Annotated in this window: 19 protein-coding genes; 16 read left to right on the top strand and 3 right to left on the bottom strand. The window is 61.5% G+C overall.

What is annotated here, in order from left to right; translation table 11 throughout:
* On the bottom strand, positions 1–1,046 hold a 1,046-nt coding region (locus AC07W4_RS09610), incomplete at its 3' end, for a retention module-containing protein (RefSeq protein WP_495032270.1).
* A 356-nt stretch (positions 1,047–1,402) separates the two neighbouring features.
* On the opposite strand from AC07W4_RS09610, the gene AC07W4_RS09605 reads away from it, so the two are divergent.
* From AC07W4_RS09605 to AC07W4_RS09535, 15 genes are all read left to right on the top strand, one after another.
* Positions 1,403–2,752, top strand: coding sequence for a TolC family outer membrane protein (locus AC07W4_RS09605; RefSeq protein ID WP_495032269.1), 1,350 nt, complete (start codon positions 1,403–1,405; stop codon positions 2,750–2,752).
* Between the two features lie 42 nt (positions 2,753–2,794).
* Entirely contained in the window at positions 2,795–4,951 is a 2,157-nt protein-coding gene (locus AC07W4_RS09600; protein ID WP_495032268.1) for a type I secretion system permease/ATPase, read from the top strand.
* Positions 4,941–6,305 carry an HlyD family type I secretion periplasmic adaptor subunit gene (locus AC07W4_RS09595; protein ID WP_495032267.1) on the top strand — a complete coding sequence of 455 codons (1,365 nt, stop codon included), beginning with the start codon at positions 4,941–4,943 and terminating at the stop codon, positions 6,303–6,305. Before AC07W4_RS09600 ends, AC07W4_RS09595 begins: the two co-directional genes overlap by 11 nt.
* A gap of 378 nt (positions 6,306–6,683) precedes the next feature.
* Positions 6,684–7,571, top strand: a complete 888-nt coding sequence (locus AC07W4_RS09590) for a TauD/TfdA dioxygenase family protein (protein ID WP_495032266.1) — start codon at positions 6,684–6,686, stop codon at positions 7,569–7,571.
* Positions 7,572–7,589: 18 nt separating this feature from the next.
* The gene (locus AC07W4_RS09585; RefSeq protein WP_008049411.1) at positions 7,590–8,615 is read left to right on the top strand and encodes an ABC transporter substrate-binding protein; all 1,026 of its coding nucleotides are present in this window, start codon (positions 7,590–7,592) and stop codon (positions 8,613–8,615) included.
* A gap of 5 nt (positions 8,616–8,620) precedes the next feature.
* A complete protein-coding gene (locus tag AC07W4_RS09580) occupies positions 8,621–9,481 on the top strand; it encodes an ABC transporter ATP-binding protein (RefSeq protein ID WP_495032265.1) in 861 nt (286 codons plus the stop codon).
* A gap of 21 nt (positions 9,482–9,502) precedes the next feature.
* A complete protein-coding gene (locus AC07W4_RS09575; protein WP_008049413.1) occupies positions 9,503–10,369 on the top strand; it encodes an ABC transporter permease in 867 nt (288 codons plus the stop codon).
* 94 nt (positions 10,370–10,463) lie between these two features.
* The gene (locus AC07W4_RS09570) at positions 10,464–11,393 is read left to right on the top strand and encodes a LysR family transcriptional regulator (protein ID WP_008049414.1); all 930 of its coding nucleotides are present in this window, start codon (positions 10,464–10,466) and stop codon (positions 11,391–11,393) included.
* 207 nt (positions 11,394–11,600) lie between these two features.
* Positions 11,601–13,133 (top strand): MFS transporter, encoded by a 1,533-nt coding sequence (locus AC07W4_RS09565; RefSeq protein WP_495032264.1) that lies wholly within the window; start codon positions 11,601–11,603, stop codon positions 13,131–13,133.
* Between the two features lie 26 nt (positions 13,134–13,159).
* Positions 13,160–14,224, top strand: a complete 1,065-nt coding sequence (locus tag AC07W4_RS09560) for an HlyD family secretion protein (protein ID WP_495032263.1) — start codon at positions 13,160–13,162, stop codon at positions 14,222–14,224.
* Positions 14,221–15,660 (top strand): efflux transporter outer membrane subunit, encoded by a 1,440-nt coding sequence (locus tag AC07W4_RS09555; protein ID WP_495032262.1) that lies wholly within the window; start codon positions 14,221–14,223, stop codon positions 15,658–15,660. The genes AC07W4_RS09560 and AC07W4_RS09555 overlap by 4 nt, the downstream gene beginning before the upstream one ends.
* A 79-nt stretch (positions 15,661–15,739) precedes the next feature.
* The gene (locus AC07W4_RS09550) at positions 15,740–16,519 is read left to right on the top strand and encodes an efflux RND transporter periplasmic adaptor subunit (RefSeq protein ID WP_008049423.1); all 780 of its coding nucleotides are present in this window, start codon (positions 15,740–15,742) and stop codon (positions 16,517–16,519) included.
* Complete coding sequence (locus AC07W4_RS09545; RefSeq protein ID WP_495032261.1) at positions 16,516–17,835, top strand: efflux RND transporter periplasmic adaptor subunit; 1,320 nt, start codon at positions 16,516–16,518, stop codon at positions 17,833–17,835. The genes AC07W4_RS09550 and AC07W4_RS09545 overlap by 4 nt, the downstream gene beginning before the upstream one ends.
* A complete protein-coding gene (locus AC07W4_RS09540; RefSeq protein ID WP_495032260.1) occupies positions 17,836–19,932 on the top strand; it encodes an efflux RND transporter periplasmic adaptor subunit in 2,097 nt (698 codons plus the stop codon).
* Positions 19,933–19,943: 11 nt separating this feature from the next.
* Entirely contained in the window at positions 19,944–20,441 is a 498-nt protein-coding gene (locus AC07W4_RS09535; protein ID WP_495032259.1) for a GNAT family N-acetyltransferase, read from the top strand.
* Between the two features lie 23 nt (positions 20,442–20,464).
* Here the strand turns inward: AC07W4_RS09535 and AC07W4_RS09530 are convergent, their stop codons facing one another.
* The gene (locus AC07W4_RS09530) at positions 20,465–20,776 is read right to left on the bottom strand and encodes a DUF6916 family protein (protein ID WP_008049431.1); all 312 of its coding nucleotides are present in this window, start codon (positions 20,774–20,776) and stop codon (positions 20,465–20,467) included.
* A 54-nt stretch (positions 20,777–20,830) separates the two neighbouring features.
* Positions 20,831–21,418 carry a phage tail protein gene (locus AC07W4_RS09525; RefSeq protein ID WP_495032258.1) on the bottom strand — a complete coding sequence of 196 codons (588 nt, stop codon included), beginning with the start codon at positions 21,416–21,418 and terminating at the stop codon, positions 20,831–20,833.
* Between the two features lie 317 nt (positions 21,419–21,735).
* On the opposite strand from AC07W4_RS09525, the gene AC07W4_RS09520 reads away from it, so the two are divergent.
* Positions 21,736–22,572 carry a sulfotransferase family protein gene (locus tag AC07W4_RS09520; protein ID WP_495032257.1) on the top strand — a complete coding sequence of 279 codons (837 nt, stop codon included), beginning with the start codon at positions 21,736–21,738 and terminating at the stop codon, positions 22,570–22,572.
* The last annotated feature ends 74 nt before the right edge of the window (positions 22,573–22,646 follow it).

The raw sequence follows: 22,646 nt of genomic DNA, 5'->3' as shown, positions 1-22,646 counted from the left end.
GTGGTGCTGACGGTGCTGCCATTGACATACACGTCGTTGGCCGCAGTCGGCACGTTGACGCTGCCGCTGGTCTGGCCTGCTTCGATGGTGATGACCGAGCCGTTGCTCAAGGTCACGGTCATCGGCGTGCCGGCCGGGTTGCTCAGGGTGGCGGTGTAGGTGATCTGGCCGCCTTCGGTGACGGTATTGCCGGCCGTCAGGGTGACGGTGGTGGTGTCGACGGTATCGGTGATCTGGGTTACGGCCGGGGTAGTCGGCGGCGTCACTGTGATGCCGTTTCCGCCGCTGGTGCCGGTGACGGTTACTTCGATCTGGGTTGCGTCGTTATAGACAGTGTCGTTCGCAGCCAGTGGCACGTTGACGGTGCCGGTGGTCGAGCCCGCGGGAATCACGATCACGGCGCCGTTGGACAAGGTGACAGTCAGGTCGCTCAGCGGTGCCTGGGTCAGGGTTGCGGTGTACACCAGCACGCCTCCGGCCTCGGTGATGGTCGGCGTGGCACTGAGGCTGAGGACGGATTCACTCGGGGTATTGGCGTTGGTGTTGGTGTTGACGTTGGTGGTCTGGCCAGCCGGGGTTTCCAGGGTGGTTTGCGCGACAGAGTTGATACCCGCGGTCGGGAAACCGATGGTCGGGTCGACGCGGCCAGCCGTAGCGTCAAGCATCACGAAGCTGTGACCGCCACCGACGGCACCGCCAGAACCCGACGCCGTCGGACCCGCAGCAGTAGCTTCAAGGTCTTTGGTGGGGTCGGCACCGGCGACAATGGCTTGTTGCAGCTCTTCAACGGACGGCGCGGCCTGCGCGGCGGCGGCTGCCAGGTCAGTGCCGGAGTCCGGGGTGTCAGCGCTCCACTGGGTGTCACGGCCCAGATCGAGGGTGCGGCCATCGGCCAGTTCCAGAGACACGGCACCGGAAAGGCCGGTGTCGATCTGGTCGCCGGCAAACAGCTTGTCGCCTTCAACGAGAACGCGGCGGATGCCCTCTGGGGACACCACGAAAACCTGACCGACAATGCTTTTGACGTTGGCAACAACACTGCTCATTGAAGACTCTCCGGGGTGTCACGTTCAGTTGGCTTCCATGGACCTGATGGCGTCTGCGCCGACCAGTCTGGACGTACATTGCAAAATAGATGCACAAGTTTGACGCATCAAATCGTCAATAATTTGGCTATAATTTTTCGCTATTAACTTTATGCCAAACTATTGACCTTCTGAGTCCCATCCTAAACAATCGTCCCAGTAATGTCACATTGATATTTGAGCTGTGACCTGTCCTCGGTATGTGATCCAGTTCCGTTTTTGAGCTTTCCGACATACGGTCATTCCGCTCGCCATCTTCCGACACGGCACGCTGTTCAGCCGTGATTCAAGACAAGAAGTCCTGGGAAATTCCTACAATGCGTTCGCCTTTGTTCATGGCAGTACCTTTCGCCCTCGCCGCGTCTTTCGTCCAGGCGCAATCCTTACCAGAAGCCATGCAACAAGCGCTGGATGTCCATCCGGAAGTCCAGGCAGGCGTCAACAGCCGGTTGGCTGCTGATTATCAGTTGAAGGCGGCGAAAGGCGGGTACTTGCCACGGGTCGACCTGCTGGGCGGTTATGGTCGTGAAGGCACCGATAGCGTGACGACGCGAGATGACGGCAACAATCACTTCGAAACCCTGAATCGCAGTGAATCAAGTTTGCGACTGACCCAGATGGTCTTTGACGGTTTTGCGACGTCCAGCGAAGTCGGGCGTCAACAAGCCACCGTCAACTCCCGCGCCTACTCGCTGCTGAGTACCTCCGAGCGCACCGGGCTGACTGTGGCCCAGGTCTATCTCGACGTACTGACCCGCCGCGAATTCGTGCGTCTGGCCGAGGAAAATCTCAAGAGCCACCAACGTATTTACGACCAGATCCAGCTACGCACCCAGCGTGGCGTCGGCAGTGGCGCCGACCTCGATCAGGCCGAGGCGCGGATGGCCCAGGCGCGCAACAACCTGATCACCGAACAGACCAACCTGGCTGACGCCGAAACCAACTATCTCTCCGCTGTCGGCCAGATGCCGGATCAACTGGAGCGCCCGGCGAGTTTCCTGGCGCTGATGCCGGCCAACCTGAATGAGGCCCGTGCGCAGATGCTGGAAAACAGCCCGATCCTGCGCTCGGCCGAATCCGATATCGCCGCTGCCGAGAAGCAGTACGACACGGCCAAGTCGACGTTCTACCCGCGCTTCGATGCTGAGTTGGGTCGCTCCGCGGACAACGACATTGATGGTCAGAACGGCCACAATAACGAATGGCAAGCCATGCTGCGCATGCGCTTCAATCTGTATTCCGGTGGCAGCAACAAGGCCGATCTGGAATCCAAGTCCTACCTGTCGAACCAGGCGCTGGATATCCGCAACAATGCCCTGCGCCAATTGAATGAAGAGCTGGGCCTGGCCTGGAACGCCCTGAACAATGCCAACGCGCAGGTGCCGATCGCCCAGCAATACGTCGATCACAGCACCGCGGTGCGTACCGCTTACCAGCGTCAGTTCACCCTCGGCGAGCGCTCCCTGCTCGATTTGCTCGACAGTGAGAACGAACTGTTCACCTCTTCGCGCCGTCTGGTGGAGATCAAGAACATTCAGCTATTTACTCAGTACAGAATCAAGGCGACCATGGGCGAGTTGCTCAAGAGCCAGGGAGTGGTCGCACCATTGGCATCCGTTGTGCAGAACGACTTGAAGCCCAAGGTCCAATTGCCCGGTATGAATTGAGCAGGACCTTCATTGTTCAATTGTTAGCCAAGAGTGCCGAGCGTGGAATCAGAAGTCAGTCGGGTTCAACTCATTCATGATCCGCGCGCGTTGCATGACGATCCGTTGCTGGATGGTCTGCTCGCTCTTTGCATGCTGCACCAGAAACCCGCCAGCGCGGCAATGCTGACCACCGGCCTGCCACTGCCCGAGCAGCGCCTGAGTGTCGAGTTGCTGCCGCGTGCGGCTGCTCGCGCGGGGCTGCAAGGTCGGGTGCTGCAGCGCAAGCTGGAGGACATTCCGGCGATTGCCATGCCGGCATTGTTGCTACTCAAGGACGGTCGCAGTGCCGTCCTGCTCGGCTGGCAAGGCGAAGATCAGGTACGGGTGCTGCTCAGCGAAAGCGATGGCGGCGAGTCCCTGGTCAGCCGTGAGCTGCTGGCCGACGATTACACCGGCAAGGTCTTTTTTGCCCAGCCCCAGCACAAATTCGACGTCAACCACGGCACGCTGATTCCGCGTGCGCGCTCGTGGTTCCGCGACACCCTCAAGCGTTCGCGCTGGTTGTACGCCGACGCCATTGCCGCCAGTTTTCTGATCAACATCATTGCCATGGCCGCGCCGTTGTTCGTGATGAACGTCTACGACCGCGTTGTGCCGAACCAGGCCGAAGCGACGCTCTGGGTGTTGGCGCTCGGTATCACGGGCGCTTACCTCTTCGACCTGATTTTGAAAAGCCTGCGTAGCCTGTGCCTGGATCTGGCCGGCAAGAAAACCGACCTGATCATCTCGGCCACGCTGTTCGAGCGCATCGTCGGCATGGCCATGAAGTACCGGCCGGCGCGGGTTGGCAGCTTTGCCCAGAACATCCATGAGTTCCAGAGCCTGCGGGACTTCCTCGCCTCGCTGACACTGACCAGCCTGATTGACCTGCCGTTCACCATCCTGATTTTCATCGTCATCGCGATCCTCGGCGGGCATCTGGTGTGGATACCGGTACTGGCATTCCCGATTGCCCTGGCCATCGGCTATGCCTTGCAGAAACCGCTGGTGGCGACCATGGAGCGGACCATGGCGCTGGGGGCCGAGCGTCAGTCGAGCCTGATCGAAACCCTGGCCGGCCTGGATGCGGTGAAGGTCAACAACGCCGAAAGCGAACGCCAGTATCAGTGGGAGCAGACCATCGGCACCCTCAGTCGTCTTGAGTTGCGGGTGAAAATGCTCTCCGGCCTGGCGATGAACATCACCTTGCTGATCCAGCAACTGGCCGGGGTGATCATGATCGTCTTCGGTGTGTACCAGATCATCGACGGCCACCTGAGCATGGGCGGCCTGATTGCCTGCTACATGCTCAGTGGCCGTGCGCTCAGCCCGCTGGCGTCACTGTCCGGGCTGTTGACTCGTTATCAACAGGCGCGGGTGACCATGACCTCGGTCGACCAGATGATGGAGCTGCCCCAAGAGCGCAATTTCGAAGAGCGTCCGCTCAGCCGCAAGGTGCTGCAGGGCGGTATTGAGTGCCGCCAGCTCAACTTCACCTACCCGCAACAGCAGAACCTGGCGCTGAAGAACATCAACCTGTCGATCGGTCCCGGCGAGAAGGTCGGCATCATTGGTCGAAGCGGCTCTGGCAAGAGCTCGCTGGCGAAATTGCTGGTGGGGTTGTACCAGCCGGATGACGGCGCGCTGTTGGTCGACGGTGTGGATATCCGCCAGATCGACGTCAGCGAACTGCGCTACAACATCGGCTATGTGCCCCAGGACATCCAGTTGCTCGCCGGCACCTTGCGCGACAACCTGGTTTCCGGCGCGCGGTATGTCGAGGACGAACTGGTGCTGCAAGCCGCGGAACTGGCCGGCGTCCACGAGTATGCGCGCCTGCATCCGCAGGGTTATGAACTGCAAGTCGGCGAGCGCGGGCAGAACCTCTCCGGTGGCCAACGGCAAAACGTCGCCCTGGCCCGTGCATTGTTGCTCAACCCGCCGATCCTGCTGCTCGACGAGCCGACCAGCGCAATGGACAACACCGGCGAAGAGCGCCTCAAGCAGCGCCTGGCGGCGGTGATCGAAAACAAGACCATGGTGCTGGTAACGCACCGGGCATCGTTGTTATCGCTGGTGGATCGGCTGATCGTGGTCGACCGTGGCCAGATACTCGCCGACGGCCCGAAAGCCGCGGTGATGGAAGCGTTGAAGAAGGGGCAGATCAGTGTTGCTTAAGTCGGGTAAGGATTCGATCCTTCGCTACTTCAAAGGCTCCGCTTCACTTCAGGGCCAGCCGCTGCCGGAGGTCAACAAGGCGCTGATCGAGGATGCGCCACGGGTGGTGCGACTGACGATCTGGGCGATCATCGCGTTCTTCGTGTTCCTGATGCTCTGGGCCAATTTCGCGGTGATCGACGAAGTGACCAAGGGCGACGGCAAGGCGATTCCGTCGTCGAAGATCCAGAAAATCCAGAACCTTGAAGGCGGTATCGTTGCCGAGCTGTTCGTCAAGGAAGGCCAGATCGTCGAAGCCGGCGCACCGCTGATTCGCCTGGACGACACGCGATTTGCTTCGAACGTCGGTGAAACCGAGGCCGATCGGTTGTCGATGCTGCTGCGGGTCGAACGCCTGAGCGCCGAGGTCGATGATCGCCCGCTGAACTTCCCCGAGGATGTGCTCAAGGCCGTACCGGGTCAGGCCAAGAGTGAAGAGTCGCTCTATATAAGTCGTCGCCAGCAGTTGCACGATGAGATTGGCGGCTTGCAGGAGCAGCTGATCCAGCGCCAGCAAGAGCTGCGCGAATTCACTTCCAAGCAGGCGCAGTATCGCCAGCAATTGGGCTTCCAGCGTCAGGAAATCAGCATGTCCGAGCCGTTGGTGGCCCAGGGCGCGGTATCGCCGGTGGAAGTCCTGCGCCTCAGGCGTGCCGAAGCGGAGACCCGTGGTCAGCTCGACGCCACCACCCTGGCCATTCCGCGTGCCGAATCGGCAATCAAGGAAGTGCAGCGCAAGGTCGATGAAACCCGTGGCAAGTTCCGCAGCGAAGCCCTGACCCAACTCAACGAAGCACGCACCGACCTGAACAAGGCCCAGGCCACCGGCAAGGCCCTGGAAGACCGGGTCAGTCGGACGCTGGTCACTTCGCCAGTGCGGGGTATCGTCAACAAGTTGCTGGTCAATACCATCGGCGGGGTTATCCAGCCAGGCAGCGACCTGGTGGAAATCGTGCCACTGGACGACACCTTGCTGGTCGAGGCGAAGATCCGCCCCCAGGACATCGCATTCCTGCATCCGGGACAGGAAGCGACGGTGAAATTCACCGCCTACGACTACACCATCTACGGCGGGTTGAAAGCCAAGCTCGAGCAGATCGGTGCCGACACCATCACCGACGAAGACAAGAAGACCACCTACTACATCATCAAGCTGCGCACCGACCGCAGCCACTTGGGCACCGATGAAAAACCGTTGCTGATTATTCCGGGGATGGTGGCTTCCGTGGACATCATCACCGGCAAGAAGACCGTACTGAGCTACCTGCTCAAGCCGATCATCCGCGCGCGGGCCGAGGCGCTGCACGAGCGCTAGATCTCTAGATCTTCAGTGGATTCACTGGCCCCATCGCGGGCAAGCCCGGCTCCCACAGGTTTTGTGTCAAACACATGATCGTGTTTCAACAACGAACCTTGTGGGAGCCGGGCTTGCCCGCGATGGGGCCAGTCAAAACACCACAACCCTGTCAGTAAGTGACAAAAAACGTCACTCCGCAATTCACGCAGTCCCTTAGCAATCGCCATATCGTTATTCGTTAACGGTATTTAAATTTCAATTCTTATATCTATAAAGTCAATCTTCTGCGTACCTGCCGACCAATCGGCGCGCCGCACGACACGAACCAACACGGGACCTCCGTGAGTTTCTGATCGACGCGCGCGCCTTTGAGCGTGCCGTGCGTGGGAGTGATTTATGTCTGCTGCTTCAGCTTCGCCAAGCATCGCGCCACAGTTCTTTGAAATCCGCCCGTTCAGCGGAGCGGTGGGCGCCGAGATCATCGGTCTCGACCTGTCCCGTCCGATCAATGATGACGATTTTTCCCGCATTCACCGCGCCCACCTGGATCATCACGTGGTGGTGTTCCGCGACCAGCGCATAACCCCTGAGCAACAGATCGATTTCAGCCGCCGTTTTGGCGTGTTGCAGATCCATGTGCTCAAACAGTTCCTGCTGGCAGGGCATCCGGAAATCCTCATCGTTTCCAACATCGTCGAAAACGGCCAGAACATCGGCCTCGGCGATGCCGGGAAGTTCTGGCACTCCGATCTTTCCTATAAGGAACTGCCGAGCCTGGGCTCGATGCTGCATGCCCAGGAGCTGCCGTCAGAAGGCGGTGACACATTGTTCGCCGACATGCACAAAGCCTGGGACAGCCTGCCGCTCGCGTTGCGCAAAGCGGTGGAAGGCCGCTCGGCGGCGCACTCCTACACGGCGCGTTACAGCGAGACCAAATTCGAAGGCAACTGGCGCCCTACCCTGACACCTGAGCAGCTCGCCCAGGTCGCCGAAGTCGTCCACCCGGTCGTGCGTACCCACCCGGAAAACGGCCGCAAGGCGTTGTTCGTCAGCGAAGGGTTCACCACCCGCATCGTTGGCCTGCCGGAAGACGAGAGCCGGCAACTGCTGACCGAGCTCTATGCCCACAGCGTGCTGCCGCAAAACATCTACCGCCATCAATGGCAGCCCCATGACCTGGTGTTCTGGGACAACCGTTCACTGATCCATCTCGCCGCCGGATGCCCCAGCCATCTGCGCCGCAAGCTGTATCGCACCACTATCCAGGGCGACGCGCCTTTCTGACTTGTCGGAGATTTGATCATGTCCAAACGTCTTCCATTCGCACCGCTGGCCGCGGCCATCGGCCTGGGTTTCAGCCTGATCGCCGGCAGCCTGGTGGCGCCGACCGTCGCCCACGCCGAAGGTGAAATCCGCATTGCCGAGCAGTTCGGCATCGTTTACCTGCTGCTCAATGTGGTGCGCGATCAGAACCTGATCGAGAAGTACGGCAAGCAGGAAGGGATCGACATCAAGGTCGACTGGACCCAGCTCTCCGGCGGCGCGGCGGTCAACGATGCGTTGCTGTCGGGCTCGATCGACATTGCCGGCGCCGGTGTCGGCCCGCTGCTGACCATCTGGGATCGCACCCACGGCAAGCAGAACGTCAAGGCCGTGGCTTCCCTGGGTAACTTTCCGTACTACCTGGTGAGCAATAACCCCAAGGTCAAAACCATCGCCGACTTCACCGAGAAGGACCGTATCGCGGTGCCGGCGGTGGGCGTGTCGGTGCAGTCGCGCTTCCTGCAATACGCGGCGGCCAAACAGTGGGGTGACAAGGACTTCAATCGCCTCGACAAGTACACCATCGCCGTTCCACATCCTGATGCCACGGCTGCGCTGTTGGCCGGCGGCACCGAGTTGAGCGGACACTTTTCCAACCCGCCGTTCCAGGATCAGGAACTGGCCAATCCCAATGTGCACGTGGTGCTGAACACCTATGACCTGCTCGGTCCGAACTCGCCGACGGTGCTGTTCGCCACCGAGAAATTCCGCAATGAGAACCCGAAAACCTACAAGGCATTCATTGATGCGCTGACCGAAGCGGCCACGTTTGCCCAGAACGACAAAGGCGCAGCGGCGGACACTTACATCCGCGTGACCAAGGCCAAGATCGACCGCGCCGCGTTGCTGAAGATCATCGACAACCCGCAGTTCGAATTCAGCGTCACGCCGAAAAACACCTACCCGCTGGCGGAGTTCCTCTACCGCGTCGGTGCGATCAAAAACAAACCGGACTCGTGGAAGGATTACTTCTTCCAGGACGCCAAGCCGCTGCAAGGGAGCTGACCGAAATGAACGCCCCCTTGCAAGGCCACACGGTCAGCAATCCGATCGCGGCAGCCCAGGCGCTGCTGTCGGTCGATAACGTCAGCCTCGAGTACCGCACGCCACAGAGGGTGGTGCGGGCGACCCATCAAGTCAGTTTCGAGATCGATCCGGCGGACCGCTTTGTCCTGCTCGGGCCGTCCGGCTGCGGCAAGTCGACGTTGCTCAAGGCCGTCGCCGGCTTCATCCAGCCAGTGGAAGGCGAGATCCGTCTGCAAGGCCGGCGCGTCGATGCGCCGGGGCCGGACCGGATCGTGGTGTTCCAGGAGTTCGATCAACTGCCGCCATGGAAAACCGTCAAACAGAACGTGATGTTTCCGCTTCTGGCCTCGAAAACCCTCAAGCGCAGGGAGGCCGAAGAGCGAGCGCTGCACTATCTGGAAAAGGTCGGCCTGGCGGCGTTTGCCGAGGCTTATCCACACACCCTGTCAGGTGGGATGAAGGCTCGGGTCGCCATCGCTCGGGCGCTGGCGATGCAGCCGAAAATCCTGTTGATGGACGAACCCTTTGCCGCGCTCGATGCCCTGACCCGGCGCAAGATGCAGGAAGAATTGCTGCTGCTCTGGGAGGAAGTACGGTTCACGCTTCTGTTCGTCACGCACTCTATCGAAGAGGCGCAGGTGGTGGGCAATCGCATTCTGTTGCTGTCACCCCATCCGGGCCGGGTGAGGGCGGAAGTCCACAGCCACCAATACGATTTGCACAGCCTCGGCGGTGTGGCGTTTCAGGAGTCGGCGCGACGTATTCACCGGCTGTTGTTCGACGAAGGTCAATCACTGCAAGCCGAACATGAACTGGATTTCGCCGACATCCGCATCGCTTATTGAGCCAGTTGAGAGGAGGGCCCGATGAGCCATTTATCATCCCCGCGTGAAGAGTTCGAAACGGTTTTGCAGCCACTGACCAGCGTGCCGCTGGAGCGGGAATTACCCCTGGGCCAACGCCTGTGGCAACAGGGCTGGTTGCGTAAAAGCCTGATCCTGATTTTGCTCGCCGTGCTGTGGGAAGCTGTTGCCCGGTATCAAAACAACGACCTGCTACTGCCGAGTTTTGTGCAAACCGCACACGCCTTGTACGACGGCCTGCTCAGCGGTGAATTGCTGGGCAAGGTGTGGATTTCCCTGGTGGTGTTGCTCAAGGGCTATCTGATCGGCATCGCCCTGGCGTTTGCCCTGACCACGCTGGCGGTGTCGACGCAATTCGGTCGCGATTTGCTCAGTACCCTGACCTCGATGTTCAACCCCTTGCCAGCCATCGCCCTGCTGCCGTTGGCGCTACTGTGGTTTGGACTGGGCCAGAACAGCCTGATTTTCGTGCTGGTGCATTCGGTGCTCTGGGCACTGGCGCTGAACACCTACGCCGGCTTCCTCGGCGTCTCGGAAACCCTGCGTATGGCCGGGCGTAACTACGGCCTCAAGGGCATGCGCTTTGTGCTGTTCATCCTGATCCCGGCAGCATTGCCGTCGATCCTTGCCGGCCTGAAGATCGGCTGGGCGTTTGCCTGGCGCACGTTGATTGCTGCTGAGCTGGTGTTTGGTGCAAGCAGTGGGAAGGGCGGGCTGGGGTGGTACATCTTTCAGAATCGCAATGAACTGTACACGGACAAGGTGTTTGCCGGCTTGGCGGTGGTGATTCTGATTGGGTTGCTGGTGGAGAACCTGGTGTTTGATTCGTTGGAGCGGGTGACGGTGAAACGCTGGGGGATGCAACGTTGACTGACTGTTTGTGTGAAGTCCGCTTGCGCAATGGCTGAGTTGAGTTTGCTAGCATTGCACCTGACTCAATAAAGATCAGGCACGAGTGCTCACAATGCAACTCCCGGACATGAACCTGTTGGTCGCCCTCGACGCCTTGCTCGACGAGGGCAGTGTGGTGGGCGCCGCGCGGCGGATGAACCTGAGCCCGGCGGCGATGAGCCGGACATTGACGCGCATCCGCGAGGCCATTGGCGATCCGATCCTGGTGCGCGCCGGCCGTGGCCTGGTACCTACCCCCAAGGCGCTGGAATTGCGCGAGCAGGTGCGCAGTGTGGTGGAGCAGGCCGGGCTGCTGTTTCGTTCGGCCGATGCTGTGGAACTGAGTTCGCTGCGGCGGCGGTTCAGTATTCGGGCCAACGACTTCTTTGTCGGCGTCTACGGCGGCAAGCTGTTCGACACCCTCGACCGGCAGGCGCCGCACTGCGAATTACGCTTCGTCCCGGAAGGCGATGGCGATGATGAGGCGTTGCGCGAAGGGCGGATCGACTTGAGCATCAGTAACACCCGGCCGCTGACGCCGGAAGTGAAGGTCCAGAACCTGTTTTCCACCCACTTCGTTGGTCTGGTGCGCGAGGATCATCCGTTGCTGGACGATGAAATCACGGCGGAGCGTTACGCGGGGTTCTCGCATATCAGCATGTCCCGGCGTGGCATTGCCCGGGGTCCGATCGATACCGCGCTCAATGCCTTGGGGCTGGAGCGACGGGTGGCGGTAATCGCGCCGAGCTTCCATGCGGCGATGTTCGCCTTGCCCGATTCCGACCTGATCCTGCCGGTGCCCAAAGAGGCGCTGCTGAGTGTGCGGCGGCTCGGGCTGAAGCTGCGCTCGTTCGACCTGCCGATCCCGCTGCCGACCCTGATGCTGACCCAGGCCTGGCACCCGCGCTTCGACAAGGACCCGGCGCACCGCTGGCTGCGTGAAACGCTGAAAGCCTGCTGCGATGAAACGTGGTTGGCTGCGCAGCCTGAAAGTCACCGCTGAACCCCTGTGGGAGCGGGCTTGCTCGCGAATGCGGTTCATCATTCAACATTGATACTGGCTGACCCAACGCCTTCGCGAGCAAGCCCGCTCCCACAAGGGTTTGTATCGTTGCGTCCAGCGCACTTATAACCTGCCAATAAGTTGATTTTCGTCAGGCATTACGCTTCCTAAAATGCTTCGGTCCTTCCACGCCGGAGCTTGCAGTACATGACTTCCCTTACGGTCACGGCACCTGTTGCTGCGGCCAGCGCGGCAGCCGCTCCACCTGTCTTTGGCCCGCGAATCATCATCGGCCTGGTGGGCGTATTGCTGGCGGTGCTGGTGTCTGGCCTGAACGAGATGGTGACCAAAGTCGCCCTGGCCGATATCCGTGGTGCGTTGGCCATCGGCTACGACGAAGGCACCTGGCTGGTGGCCTGTTACGCCGCGACGTCGGTGGCGGCCATGGCGTTCGCGCCGTGGTGTGCGGTGACGTTCTCATTGCGGCGCTTCACCCTGTGGGCCATCGGCCTGTTCACCCTGTTGGGCGTGTTGTGCCCCTTCGCCCCGAATTACGAAAGCCTGTTGTTGCTGCGCACTTTGCAAGGCTTGGCGGGCGGTGCATTGCCACCCATGCTGATGACCGTGGCCCTGCGGTTTCTGCCCGCCAACGTGAAGTTGTATGGCCTGGCCGGTTATGCCCTGACGGCAACGTTCGGTCCGGGTCTGGGCACGCCGTTGGCCGGGTTGTGGACCGAGTATGTCGGCTGGCAATGGACCTTCTGGCAAATCATCGCGCCGTGCCTGATTGCCATGGCCGCAGTGGCGTACGGCTTGCCTCAGGACCCGCTGCGTCTGGAGCGCTTCAAATCCTTCAACTGGCGCGGTGTGCTGCTGGGTTTTCCCGCCATCTGCATGCTGGTGATCGGCATCCTGCAGGGCAACCGCCTGGACTGGTTCGAGTCCAGCCTGATCTGCGGATTGCTCGGCGGCGGGCTGTTGCTGCTGGTGCTGTTTTTGACCGGCGAGTGGTCGCAGCCAATTCCGTTTTTCAAGATGCAGATGCTCGGTATCCGCAACCTGTCCTTCGCCCTGCTGACCCTGGCGGGCGTGCTGGTGGTGTTGCAGGCGGTGATCATCATTCCGTCCGGCTACCTGGCGCAGGTCCAGGGTTATCGCCCGGTGCAGACCGCGCCGATCATGCTGCTGGCGGCGCTGCCGCAATTGGTTGCGCTGCCGTTGGTGGCGGCGCTGTGCAACTTTCGCTGGGTCGATTGCCGCTGGGTGTTGGGCATCGGCCTGAGCATGCTGGCGCTGTCGTGCGTCGGCGGCTCGCAATTGACATCCGTGTGGATTCGCGACGATTTCTACGTGCTGCAATGGCTGCAGATTTTCGGTCAGCCCATGGCGGTATTGCCGCTGCTGATGCTGTCCACCGGCAGCATCAACCCGATGCAAGGGCCGTTCGCATCGGCCTGGTTCAACACCGTCAAAGGCCTGTCGGCGGTCATCGCCACCGGGGTGATCGAGGCGTTGACCACGGCACGACTGCATTTTCACTCGACCATGCTGGTCGATCGCCTCGGCAACTCGCCAATGGCCGAACAAGACAGCGCAGGTCTCGCTCATCGTCTGCATGAGCAAGCGGTGGTGCTCACTTCCTCTGATCTTTACCTGTGCATGGCCGGTAGCGCCGTGACCTTGATCCTGCTGATTTTCTGGCTGCCGACGCGGATCTATCCGCCGCGCGCACCGACCTGAATGCTCCACTGATACAGAAGGTTTTTATGAACACTCAAGCAAAGCAGAAAGTCGCGGTTGCCGTGGTCGTCACGTTGGCCGTCGGTGTGTTGCTGTACCTGGCGATGCCCGGCCTGTTCGGCAAGCGTACCCGGCAGAACACCAACGATGCTTATGTCTCGGCGGATTTCACCCTGGTCGTGCCGCGCGTTGCCGGGTTTATCAAGCAGGTGCTGGTGGAGGACAACCAGCAGGTCAAGGCCGGGCAGCTACTGGCACTGATCGATGACCGGGATCTGCGCGCAGCCGCCGAGGCCGCCGATGCCGAAACACTGGTGGCCAGGGCGCAACTGCAAAACGCCCGGGCGACCCTCGAACGCCAGGCGTCGGTGATTGCCCAGGCGCAATCCTCGGTGGTTTCGGCCAAGGCGGAAATGGCGTTTGCCGAGCATGAATTGAACCGCTACAACCACCTCGCCGGGGTGGGCGCCGGCACGGTGCAAAACGCACAACAAGCCCAAACTCGCATCGACCAGGCCTCCGCGCGGCAGGCCAATGCCACGGCGGTACTGGCGGCGGAACGCAAGCAGGTGGAGATCCTCACGGCCCAGCGCGATGCCGCCGAAGGAGGGTTGAAACGGGCGCAAGCGAAGCTGGAAATGGCCAGCTACGAGTTGTCTTATACGAGGATCGTCGCGCCACAGGACGGCATGGTCGGCGAACGCGCGGTGCGGGTCGGTGCCTACGTCACTCCGGGCAGCAAAATCCTCGCGGTGGTGCCGCTGGCGCAGGCTTATGTGATGGCCAATTTCCAGGAGACCCAACTGACCGATGTGCAACCGGGGCAGGCTGTGCAAGTGCGCGTTGACAGCCTGGGCGGTGCGGCACTCAACGGTCGTGTCGAAAGCATTGCACCGGCCACCGGGGTGACGTTCGCTGCAATCAAACCGGACAACGCCACCGGCAACTTCACCAAGGTGGTGCAGCGCATACCGGTGAAGATCGTGCTGGAGCCGGGACAGTCGCTGGCCGAGCGCTTGCGGGTGGGGATGTCGGTGGAGGCGAGTATTGATACGGCCACCGCCAAGGCGAAAGAGGTTGTTCAGCGATGAAGATTTTTTCTGCCTTGCTTGTGCTGAGCCTGTCAGCCTGCACCGTCGGCCCGGACTTCCAGAAGCCTGATGCACAGCAGATCGCCGAATGGGCAAAACCATCAAAGGCAGCCACCAGCCAGGCCATCGCCGAAACAATGGCCGAGCGCTGGTGGGAGGTGTTCCACGACCCGAAACTCTCGGCCTTGAGCCAGCGCGCCCTGACCGACAACCTCGACCTGAAGCTGGCCGGGAGCCGTCTGCAGCAAAGTCGTGCGGTGCGCCAGGTCATCACTGCCAACCGCTACCCCAACACGGCCGTCAGTGGCAGTTACGGGCGCAATCGCAACAGCGGTGAAGGCTTGAACGACCCGTCAGGACACAACGGCCAATCCGCCTTCAACCTGTGGAATGCCGGCTTTTCCGCTTCCTGGGAGCTGGACTTCTGGGGCCGCGTGCGTCGGGAAACCGAAGCGGCCGACGCCACTTTGGAGGTCGCCGAGAACGATCGGCGTGGTGTGCTGCTGTCGGTGCTGGCCGAAACCGCCCAGGACTACATTCAATTGCGCGGTGTGCAGAACACCCGGCTCGTCACCGAGCAGAACCTCGACGTCGCCCGTCATAGCCTGAAGCTTTCGCAACTGCGCCTGGCCGACGGCGTCGCGACGGACCTGGATGTCGCCGAAGCCGCCGCACAAGTGGCGGCCATCGAATCGCGCCTGCCCGCACTGGAGCAGCGCCAGTGGCAACTGATCAATGCCTTGAGCCTGTTGATGGGTGAACCGCCCCAGGCATTGGCGGCGGAGTTATCCACAGACGCACCGGTGCCCCAGACGCCGCGTCAGGTCGCCATTGGCTTGCCCTCACAACTGGCTGAACGCCGACCGGACATTCGCCAGGCCGAAGCACGGCTACATGCCGCCACGGCCAGCATTGGCGTGGCCAAGGGCGATTTCTATCCGCGCATCACCCTGTCGGGGAACATCGGTTCCCAGGCCATGCAACTGAGCGATTTCGGCTCCTGGGGTTCGCGTTCGTTCGGTATCGGCCCGCAATTCTCTTTGCCGTTGTTCGACGGCGGCCGCTTGCGTGGCGTGCTCGAGTTGCGCGAAGCACAACAACAGGAAGCCGCTATCGTCTATCAGCAAACCGTGTTGCGTGCCTGGCATGAAATCGATGACCAACTGACCACCTACAACGCCAGCCAGCTGCGCCGCGACAGTCTGGCCGAAGCCGTACGCCAGAACCGAATTGCGCTGGACACCGCGCAACAGCAGTACGTGGAGGGCGTGGTGGATTTCGTCACCGTACTCACGGTGCAAGGGGCGTTGCTGGCCACGCAGGAGCAGTGGGTCGAGAGCTCGACCGGCGTGTCACTGGCGGCCGTCGGGTTGTACAAGGCGTTGGGTGGAGGTTGGGAGTCGGTGTATCCGTTGAGCGAGACGGCGCAGCGCTAATACACAGGTAATGATGGCCATCTGCTTGACGCTAGTCACCGCTGTCGTAGACTCCGTTGATCCGAAAGGGAGTGCGGTCATGCGGATTTTCTGTGTGTTGGGGTTGGGATCGGTCCTCGTCGCGAGCGCTGTCCAGGCGCAAACGCCTGGGGCAGACGACCCGCTTGCGCAAATGGACGCAGGCGCCAGTGCTGCGACCAGCGCCGAGGCCCGCGGTGTATTGCGGGCCCGGGATCAGGCCGTACTGGCCAGTGAGGTGCCCGGGCGGATTGTCGAGTTGCCGTTCAGCGAGGGGGAATCGTTCAAGAAGGGCGATACCCTGGCGCGGTTCGATTGCTCGGCCTATCAGGCGCAGCTCAATGCCGCTCAAGCGGCCAGCCGTGGCGCAGGTGAAGAACTGGCGCACAACCGGCAACTGGCCGCGCTGAATTCGGTCGGGCGTTTCGAAGTAGCACGTGCCGAGGCCAAGGTCAGCGAAACCCAGGCGCAGTCCCAGGTGTATCAAGTGCAGGTCAAGCGTTGCAGCGTGCTGGCGCCGTTCGATGGCCAGGTCGTCGAGCGCAAGGTACAGCGCTATGAAAGCGTTCCTGCCGGCGCGCCATTGCTGGACGTAGTCGATAATCGCACCCTGGAAATCCATTTGCTGGTGCCCTCGCGCTGGATGGCCCGACTCAAGCCCGGGCAGACCTTCAGTTTTGTTCCCGATGAAACCGGCACGCCGTTGGACGCGACGGTCAAGCGCCTGGGCGCGCGAATCGATGAAGGCAGTCAGACCTTGCTGCTGGTGGCCAGCGTGCCCGATGCCAGCGGGTTGCTGGCGGGCATGAGCGGCACGGCGCATTTCGCGGAGTTCAAGTGAACGCGCCGGTGAGCGGCGGTGCCGAGCAGGTGTTCGCACGTTTTCTTGATCTGGAGCGCCAGACCCGCGCAGCCCAAACACCCGCCCAATTGGCCTACAGCCTGGTCAATGATGGCCAGGCGCTGTTTGGCTTTCGCCATGCGGCACTGTTGATCACCGGGAAGGTGCAGGCCGTGACCGGTGTCAGCGTGGTGGAGCCGAATTCACCCTTTGTAGCGTTCGTCGAGCAGGCGGTGGCGCAGTTGTTCAAGCGCGAACAGTTGCAGCAGGCGCGGGTGGTTGCCGCTGATGTCTTAAGCGAATCGCTGCAGGATGAATGGCAAAGCCTGTCGGCTGCGCAGGTGTTCTGGTTGCCGCTGATCGATCGCCAGGGCGAAGTGTTCGGCGGGTTGTGGCTGGCCCGGGATGTTTCGTGGAACCCTGCCGAACAAGTACTGCTGTCGCAACTGGGCGATACCTACAGCCACGCCTGGCAGGCGTTGCAACCGCGCAAGCCATGGCGCCTGCGCTGGACGCGCAAACGCCAGGCATTGCTGGTGGCAATGCTGGTGCTCGGGCTGTTGATCCCGGTGCGCCAATCCGTTTTGGCGCCGGCCGAAGTGGTGCCGCTGGGCGGTCGGGTGGTGGCGGCACCGCTGGACGGTGTGATTGCCGAATTCCTGGTCAAACCCAACCAGACGGTGAAGACCGGCGATCTGCTGCTGCGCTTCGAAAGCACCACGCTCAAGGCTCAGGCCGATGTCGCCGAACGCGCCCTCGGGGTTGCCGAGGCGGAACTCAAGGCCAACTCTCAGCGCTCGTTCGCCGATGCCGAGTCCAGCTCGAAACTGGATTTGCTGGCCGCCCGGGTCGAACAGAAACGCGCCGAGCGCGACTACGCCCGTGAACTGCTCAAGCGCAGCGAAGTGCGCGCCGAGCGCGATGGCATTGCGGTATTTGCCGATGCCGACCGCTGGACCGGCAAGCCCGTGCAGACGGGCGAACGGCTGATGGAAATCGCCGATCCGGCGCAGGCGCAATTGCGTATCGAACTGGCCGTGGGCGATGCAATTTCCCTGGAGCCCGGCGCCGAGGTCGCCTTGTTCCTCGACAGTGACCCGCTGCAACGGCATCTGGCCAGGCTCGAACGTTCGGCTTATGAAGCGCAGCCCACGGCGGGCGGGCAGTTGGCCTATCGCCTGGATGCGAATTTCGACGCGGCACCCCCGCGCATCGGTTTGCGCGGCACGGCGAAAATCTTCGGTGACCGGGCGCCGCTGGCGTTGTACCTGCTGCGTCGACCGCTGGCCGGTTTGCGTCAGAGCGTGGGCTTGTAAGTGAGCCTGCCTGGTCTGCGTGCCGACCTGCAATTGTCCCCGGCAGCGCCGGCACTGGACGGTGCGCCCTGCTGGACGCTGGCCGACCCGGTGCGGGGACGTTACTTCAAGCTCGGTACCACGGCCATGCGATTGTTGCGCCACTGGTCGCTGGGTGAGCCCGAGCAAGTCCTGCAAGCGGCCAATCGTGAGCCGGGACTGGCACTGGACGCTGCGGATCTTGAGCAGTTGCTGGTGTTCTTGCGCAGCCACGACCTGATTACCGCCCTCGATCCCCAGCAGCGGGCCAGTTACAGCCTTAAAGCGGCTGCGCAGCGCCAGAGCCTGTGGCAGCAGCTGCTGCATCAATACCTGTTTTTTCGTATTCCGCTGTGGCGTCCCGAGCGTTTTCTAAACCGTGCCTGGCCATGGCTGGAGCGCTTTGGCCCGCGGGCGCTGCGCTACGGATTGCCAGCTGTGCTGGGGTTGGGGGTGTTTCTGGTGTCGCGGGACTGGCAGCGGTTTATCGCGACCTTTCCGCATTTGTTCAGCCTTGGCGGTGCATTGGCGTTTGGTGTGGCCCTGTTCTTCGCCAAGCTCTGCCACGAATTCGGTCATGCGTTCATGGCCAAGCGCGCCGGATGCCGGGTACAGAGCATGGGCGTGGCGTTCATGGTGCTGCTGCCGATGTTCTATACCGATGTCAGCGATGCCTGGCGGGTCAATGATCGCAAGGCCCGGCTGCTGATTGGCGCGGGCGGTGTGCTGGCCGAGTTGCTGTTGGCGTGCATGGCCTTGCTGGCGTGGTCGTTACTGCCCGACGGGCCCGCTCGCACCGCGGCGTTCATGCTCGCCAGTGCTACGTGGATTACGACGTTGGTGGTCAACCTCAACCCGTTCATGCGCTTTGACGGTTATTTTTTGCTCAGCGATTTCTGGCAGGTCGATAACCTGCAAGGTCGGGCGTTTGCCTTGTGCCGCTGGCGCCTGCGCGAGTTTTTGTTCGGTTACGGTGCCGCGGCGCCGGAGCCTTGGTCGCCGACAATGCAACGGCGTTTGCTGATCTGGGGGTATGGCTCGTGGTTATGGCGCGCGGCATTGTTTTTCGGGATCGCTCTGGCGGTCTACCACCTGTTCTTCAAGGTGTTGGGGATCTTCCTGATGCTGGTGGAACTGGTGTGGTTCATCTTTCTGCCCATCATGAGTGAATGGCGCCAGTGGTGGGGCCGTCGCGAGCAGGCGCATGGGCCACGGGTGCTGCTCAGCAGCCTGGCGTTGTTCGGGCTGTTGCTGCTGCTCATCCTGCCGTGGCGCAGTGCCGTCGAGGTGCCGGCCATGCTCGAAGCGGGCCGGGTCAGTACCTTGCATGCGCCAGTGGCGGCACGGATCAAAGCGGTGAATGTGCAGGACGGGCAGGCGGTGGCGCAGGGCGATGTCCTGATCGAACTGGAGTCCCCGGATCTCGATTCGCGCCAGACCATCGCGCGCCGGGAGATCGAGATTCAGCAGTTGCAGATGCGTCGTCAGGCCAGCCGCAGCGAAACGGCTTCCGATGCCGGGATCGTCGAGCAGCGCCTGGCCGAAGCGGTCGCGGAATACCGGGGGCTGGCGGCTCAGCGCGAGCGTTTGCTATTGCGCGCCCCCCATGCCGGCACCGTGCGCGATCTGCTGCCGCAATGGGCGGTGGGGCGCTGGCTGTCGACCCGGGAGCCGCTGGCCCGGGTTGTCGAGCGGGGTGTGCGCTTGCGCGGCTATCTGGCCGAGGCGGAGCTCTGGCGCGTGGCACCGGGCGCCACCGGACGGTTTATCGCGGACGATCCGATGCACCCGGCGATTGCCGTGCAACTGAGCGAAATCGATACCAATGGTGCGGCGTTTGTCGATCAGGAGGCGCTGACTTCCGATCACCACGGGCCGATTGCCGTGCGCCGCGATCAGTCTCAGCGGGCCGAGCCGGTACAGGCGCAGTACGGTGCGCGGTTGATGACCCTCGAACCGGCGCCGACGCCGGTGCAGCCATTGCGTGGCGTGGCAGTGTTGCAGGGCAGCGGCGAGTCGTTATTGGGGGTCGCCTGGCGGCGCATGGCGGCGCTGGGGGTCAGGGAAAGCGGTTTTTAAGGAGAGCGACGATGGCGAACAACAATGCTGTGGCAGCCGAAGGTTTGGTGGTACGGCCTTCGCTCGCCAGTGACGGGCCTTTTTTGCAGCGCCTGTATCAATCGGCCCGACCGGACCTGCAATGGATCGACGACAGCGTGGAGGTGGTCGAGCAGGTTGTGGCCCAGCAGTTCCAGGTGCAGGAGCAAGGTCTGGGTGAAAACTTCCCCAATGCCATGCATTACGTGGTTGAGAAGCTTGGCACTGCGATCGGCGCGTTGAGCACTGATTTCGGGGCGAACGAGATCCGCGTGCTGTATCTGGCCTTTATCCCGGCGGCGCGGGGGCAGGGGTATGGGCGGGCGGTACTGCAGGGGGTGCAGAAAGCCGCCCAACAGATTCGTTGCCCGGTGGCGACGGTGGTCTGGGCCAGCAATCCTCATGCGCTTGGGCATTACCTGGCCCTGGGCTTTGCAGTGCAGGAATTCAACGTCGCGGCACAACGGCTGGTGTGGTATCCGCAAGGCTGAAGGCACTGCGAGCCAGAAAAGGGTCAGTTGAAGGCGATGTAGAAGTAGCCTCGCTGCGGATCACGTCCCATCGACGGTACCCGGGAAACGAAAATGTTTTCCACTTCGCCCAGTTCCGGCAATTGCAGCATGCATAACCCGTCGACAAAATCGGTCGGGACCAGGCTGTTGAGCTCTACGCTGAATGGCATGCGCTCACTGTTGCGCATGCGGGCGCGGGGTGAGTCCTCAAGGTGTTCGATCTGCACCGGCAATTCGCTGCCGTCGGGCAGACGAAGGGCGACGGTCTGGCCCAGCAGGGGCTGGAAATGATGGCTTTGAACCGCTTGCAACATGATCAGGCTCCGAAAAGTGAACAGTGCCGGGGGCGCGCGGCCCCCGGCGAACCTTCAGCCGCGCGATGGAAAATACCCTTGCAGGGCGATGCTGAAGTTGATGACCAGGAACGGGTTCATCACGCTCATGGGCTGGGTCCCGCCAGTGGAGGCAATCTCTCCGGTGACGGTGGTGGTTACGCCCTGGAGCGCCACCGCCGTTGCCCCTTGTTGATCGGAGTAGATATTCGCCGTCCCCGGTCCGCCGCTCGAAGCGCCGATGAAGGAGTTGGTTGCCGTTGGCACGTTTACGGGATTGCTCGAGGGATTGGCCAGTTGCAGGGTAGTGGTGGCGGTCAGTCCGGACATCTGGTGGGTGTGGTTGGGCATGTTGCCGATGGTCGCGGTGACGTTTTCGGTACCGGAAATCTCGCCAATGGTGCGCGTGCTGAGATTGGCACCGGTGCCTTGGGCCATCGGTAATCGACCCTGCAGGTCAGGTAGCATGAAGGTGGTCTGGCCATTGCCGCCGTAGTTCACGCCAAGCAGCGAGAACAATGCACTCCATTGCGAAATGCTTAACGTCTGGCCATTGCAAAGGGCCCAGTTCTGGGGGGCGAAATTAAAGGCGAAAGGCTGGATAGTGCCGATAAATACTTCCATGAATCCTCATCCTTCAGGTTGGTGGTTGGCGCGCCACGCGGCTGCCAGACACCTGGGGGTGTCGACTCCTGTTCCTTTACGTGGCTTGGTCACGCCACGCCACAGCGTAGACGTAGATTTTGGGAGTTGTGGCGAGGCGGTGTTTGTCCGATGGACGCGCTCCCCAAGGCTGTCGTCGTTAAAGTCCTCCACTGGTTGCGGAAAGCTTGGTATCAAGTCGGTTTAGCTTCAATTTGATATCAAAACACCACTAGTCGAGGCGTTATCGATCGACTACGCTTTGTCCTACAAAGGACTATCAAAAACGGTGAAGGGACTTGCACCATTTTCATTTCATTTCCGGTTTGCCGCGCTCGGGCTCGACCCTGCTTTCTGCAATCCTGTTGCAGAACCCGCGTTTCCATGCCGGAATGACCAGCCCTGTGGGTTCCCTGTTTTCCGGTGTTCTGGAGCAGTGCAGCGCTGGCAGCGAGTTCGGCGCGGTGATCGACACCGACATGCGCCGCCGCCTCTTGCACGGCCTGTTTGATTCCTTCTATGCCGACAAAGCCGACAAATCGGTGGTGTTCGACACCAACCGCCTTTGGAGCGCCCGGCTGCCGGCCATCAACGACCTGTTTCCCAAGGCCAGGGTGATTGCCTGTGTGCGCAACGTCGCCTGGATCATGGACAGCATCGAGCGGCTTTACCGCGCCAATCCCTATGAAAACACCAAGCTTTTCGGCGATGCCGTCGAACGCAACACCGTCTACAGCCGTTGCGAAACCCTGGCCCAGCGCAATCGCCTGGTGGGTTTTGCCTGGGCGGCGCTCAAGGAAGCCTATTACGGCGAACATGCCGACTCCTTGCTGATCATCGACTATGACTTGCTGACCCAGGCTCCGGAGCGGGTGCTGCGGCTGGTCTATGACTTTATCGGCGAGCCTTGGTTCGAGCACGACTTCGAACATCTGGCTTACGACGCCCCGGAATTCGATCAAGCCCTCGGGGTGACCGGCCTGCACAAGGTCAGACCCAAGATTGCGGTACAGGCCCGGCGAACCATTCTGCCGCCGGATCTGTTCAAGCAATACTCAGACTTGTCCTTTTGGCTCGATGGCTCTGCCAGCGCCGCCAATGTCATTCGTATGAAGTCCGACGCCGCGAACATTTGATCGCGGCGTTTTTCATTGATGCCTTACGTATATTCGTTCGAGTTCGGGTGAGCAGCATGTGGTGGACCATTTCT

The sequence above is a fragment of the Pseudomonas sp. GW821-FHT02A08 genome, from assembly GCF_059422045.1.
Note: the sequence above shows the minus strand (reverse complement) of the source record. Positions and strands in the feature narration are given on the sequence as shown.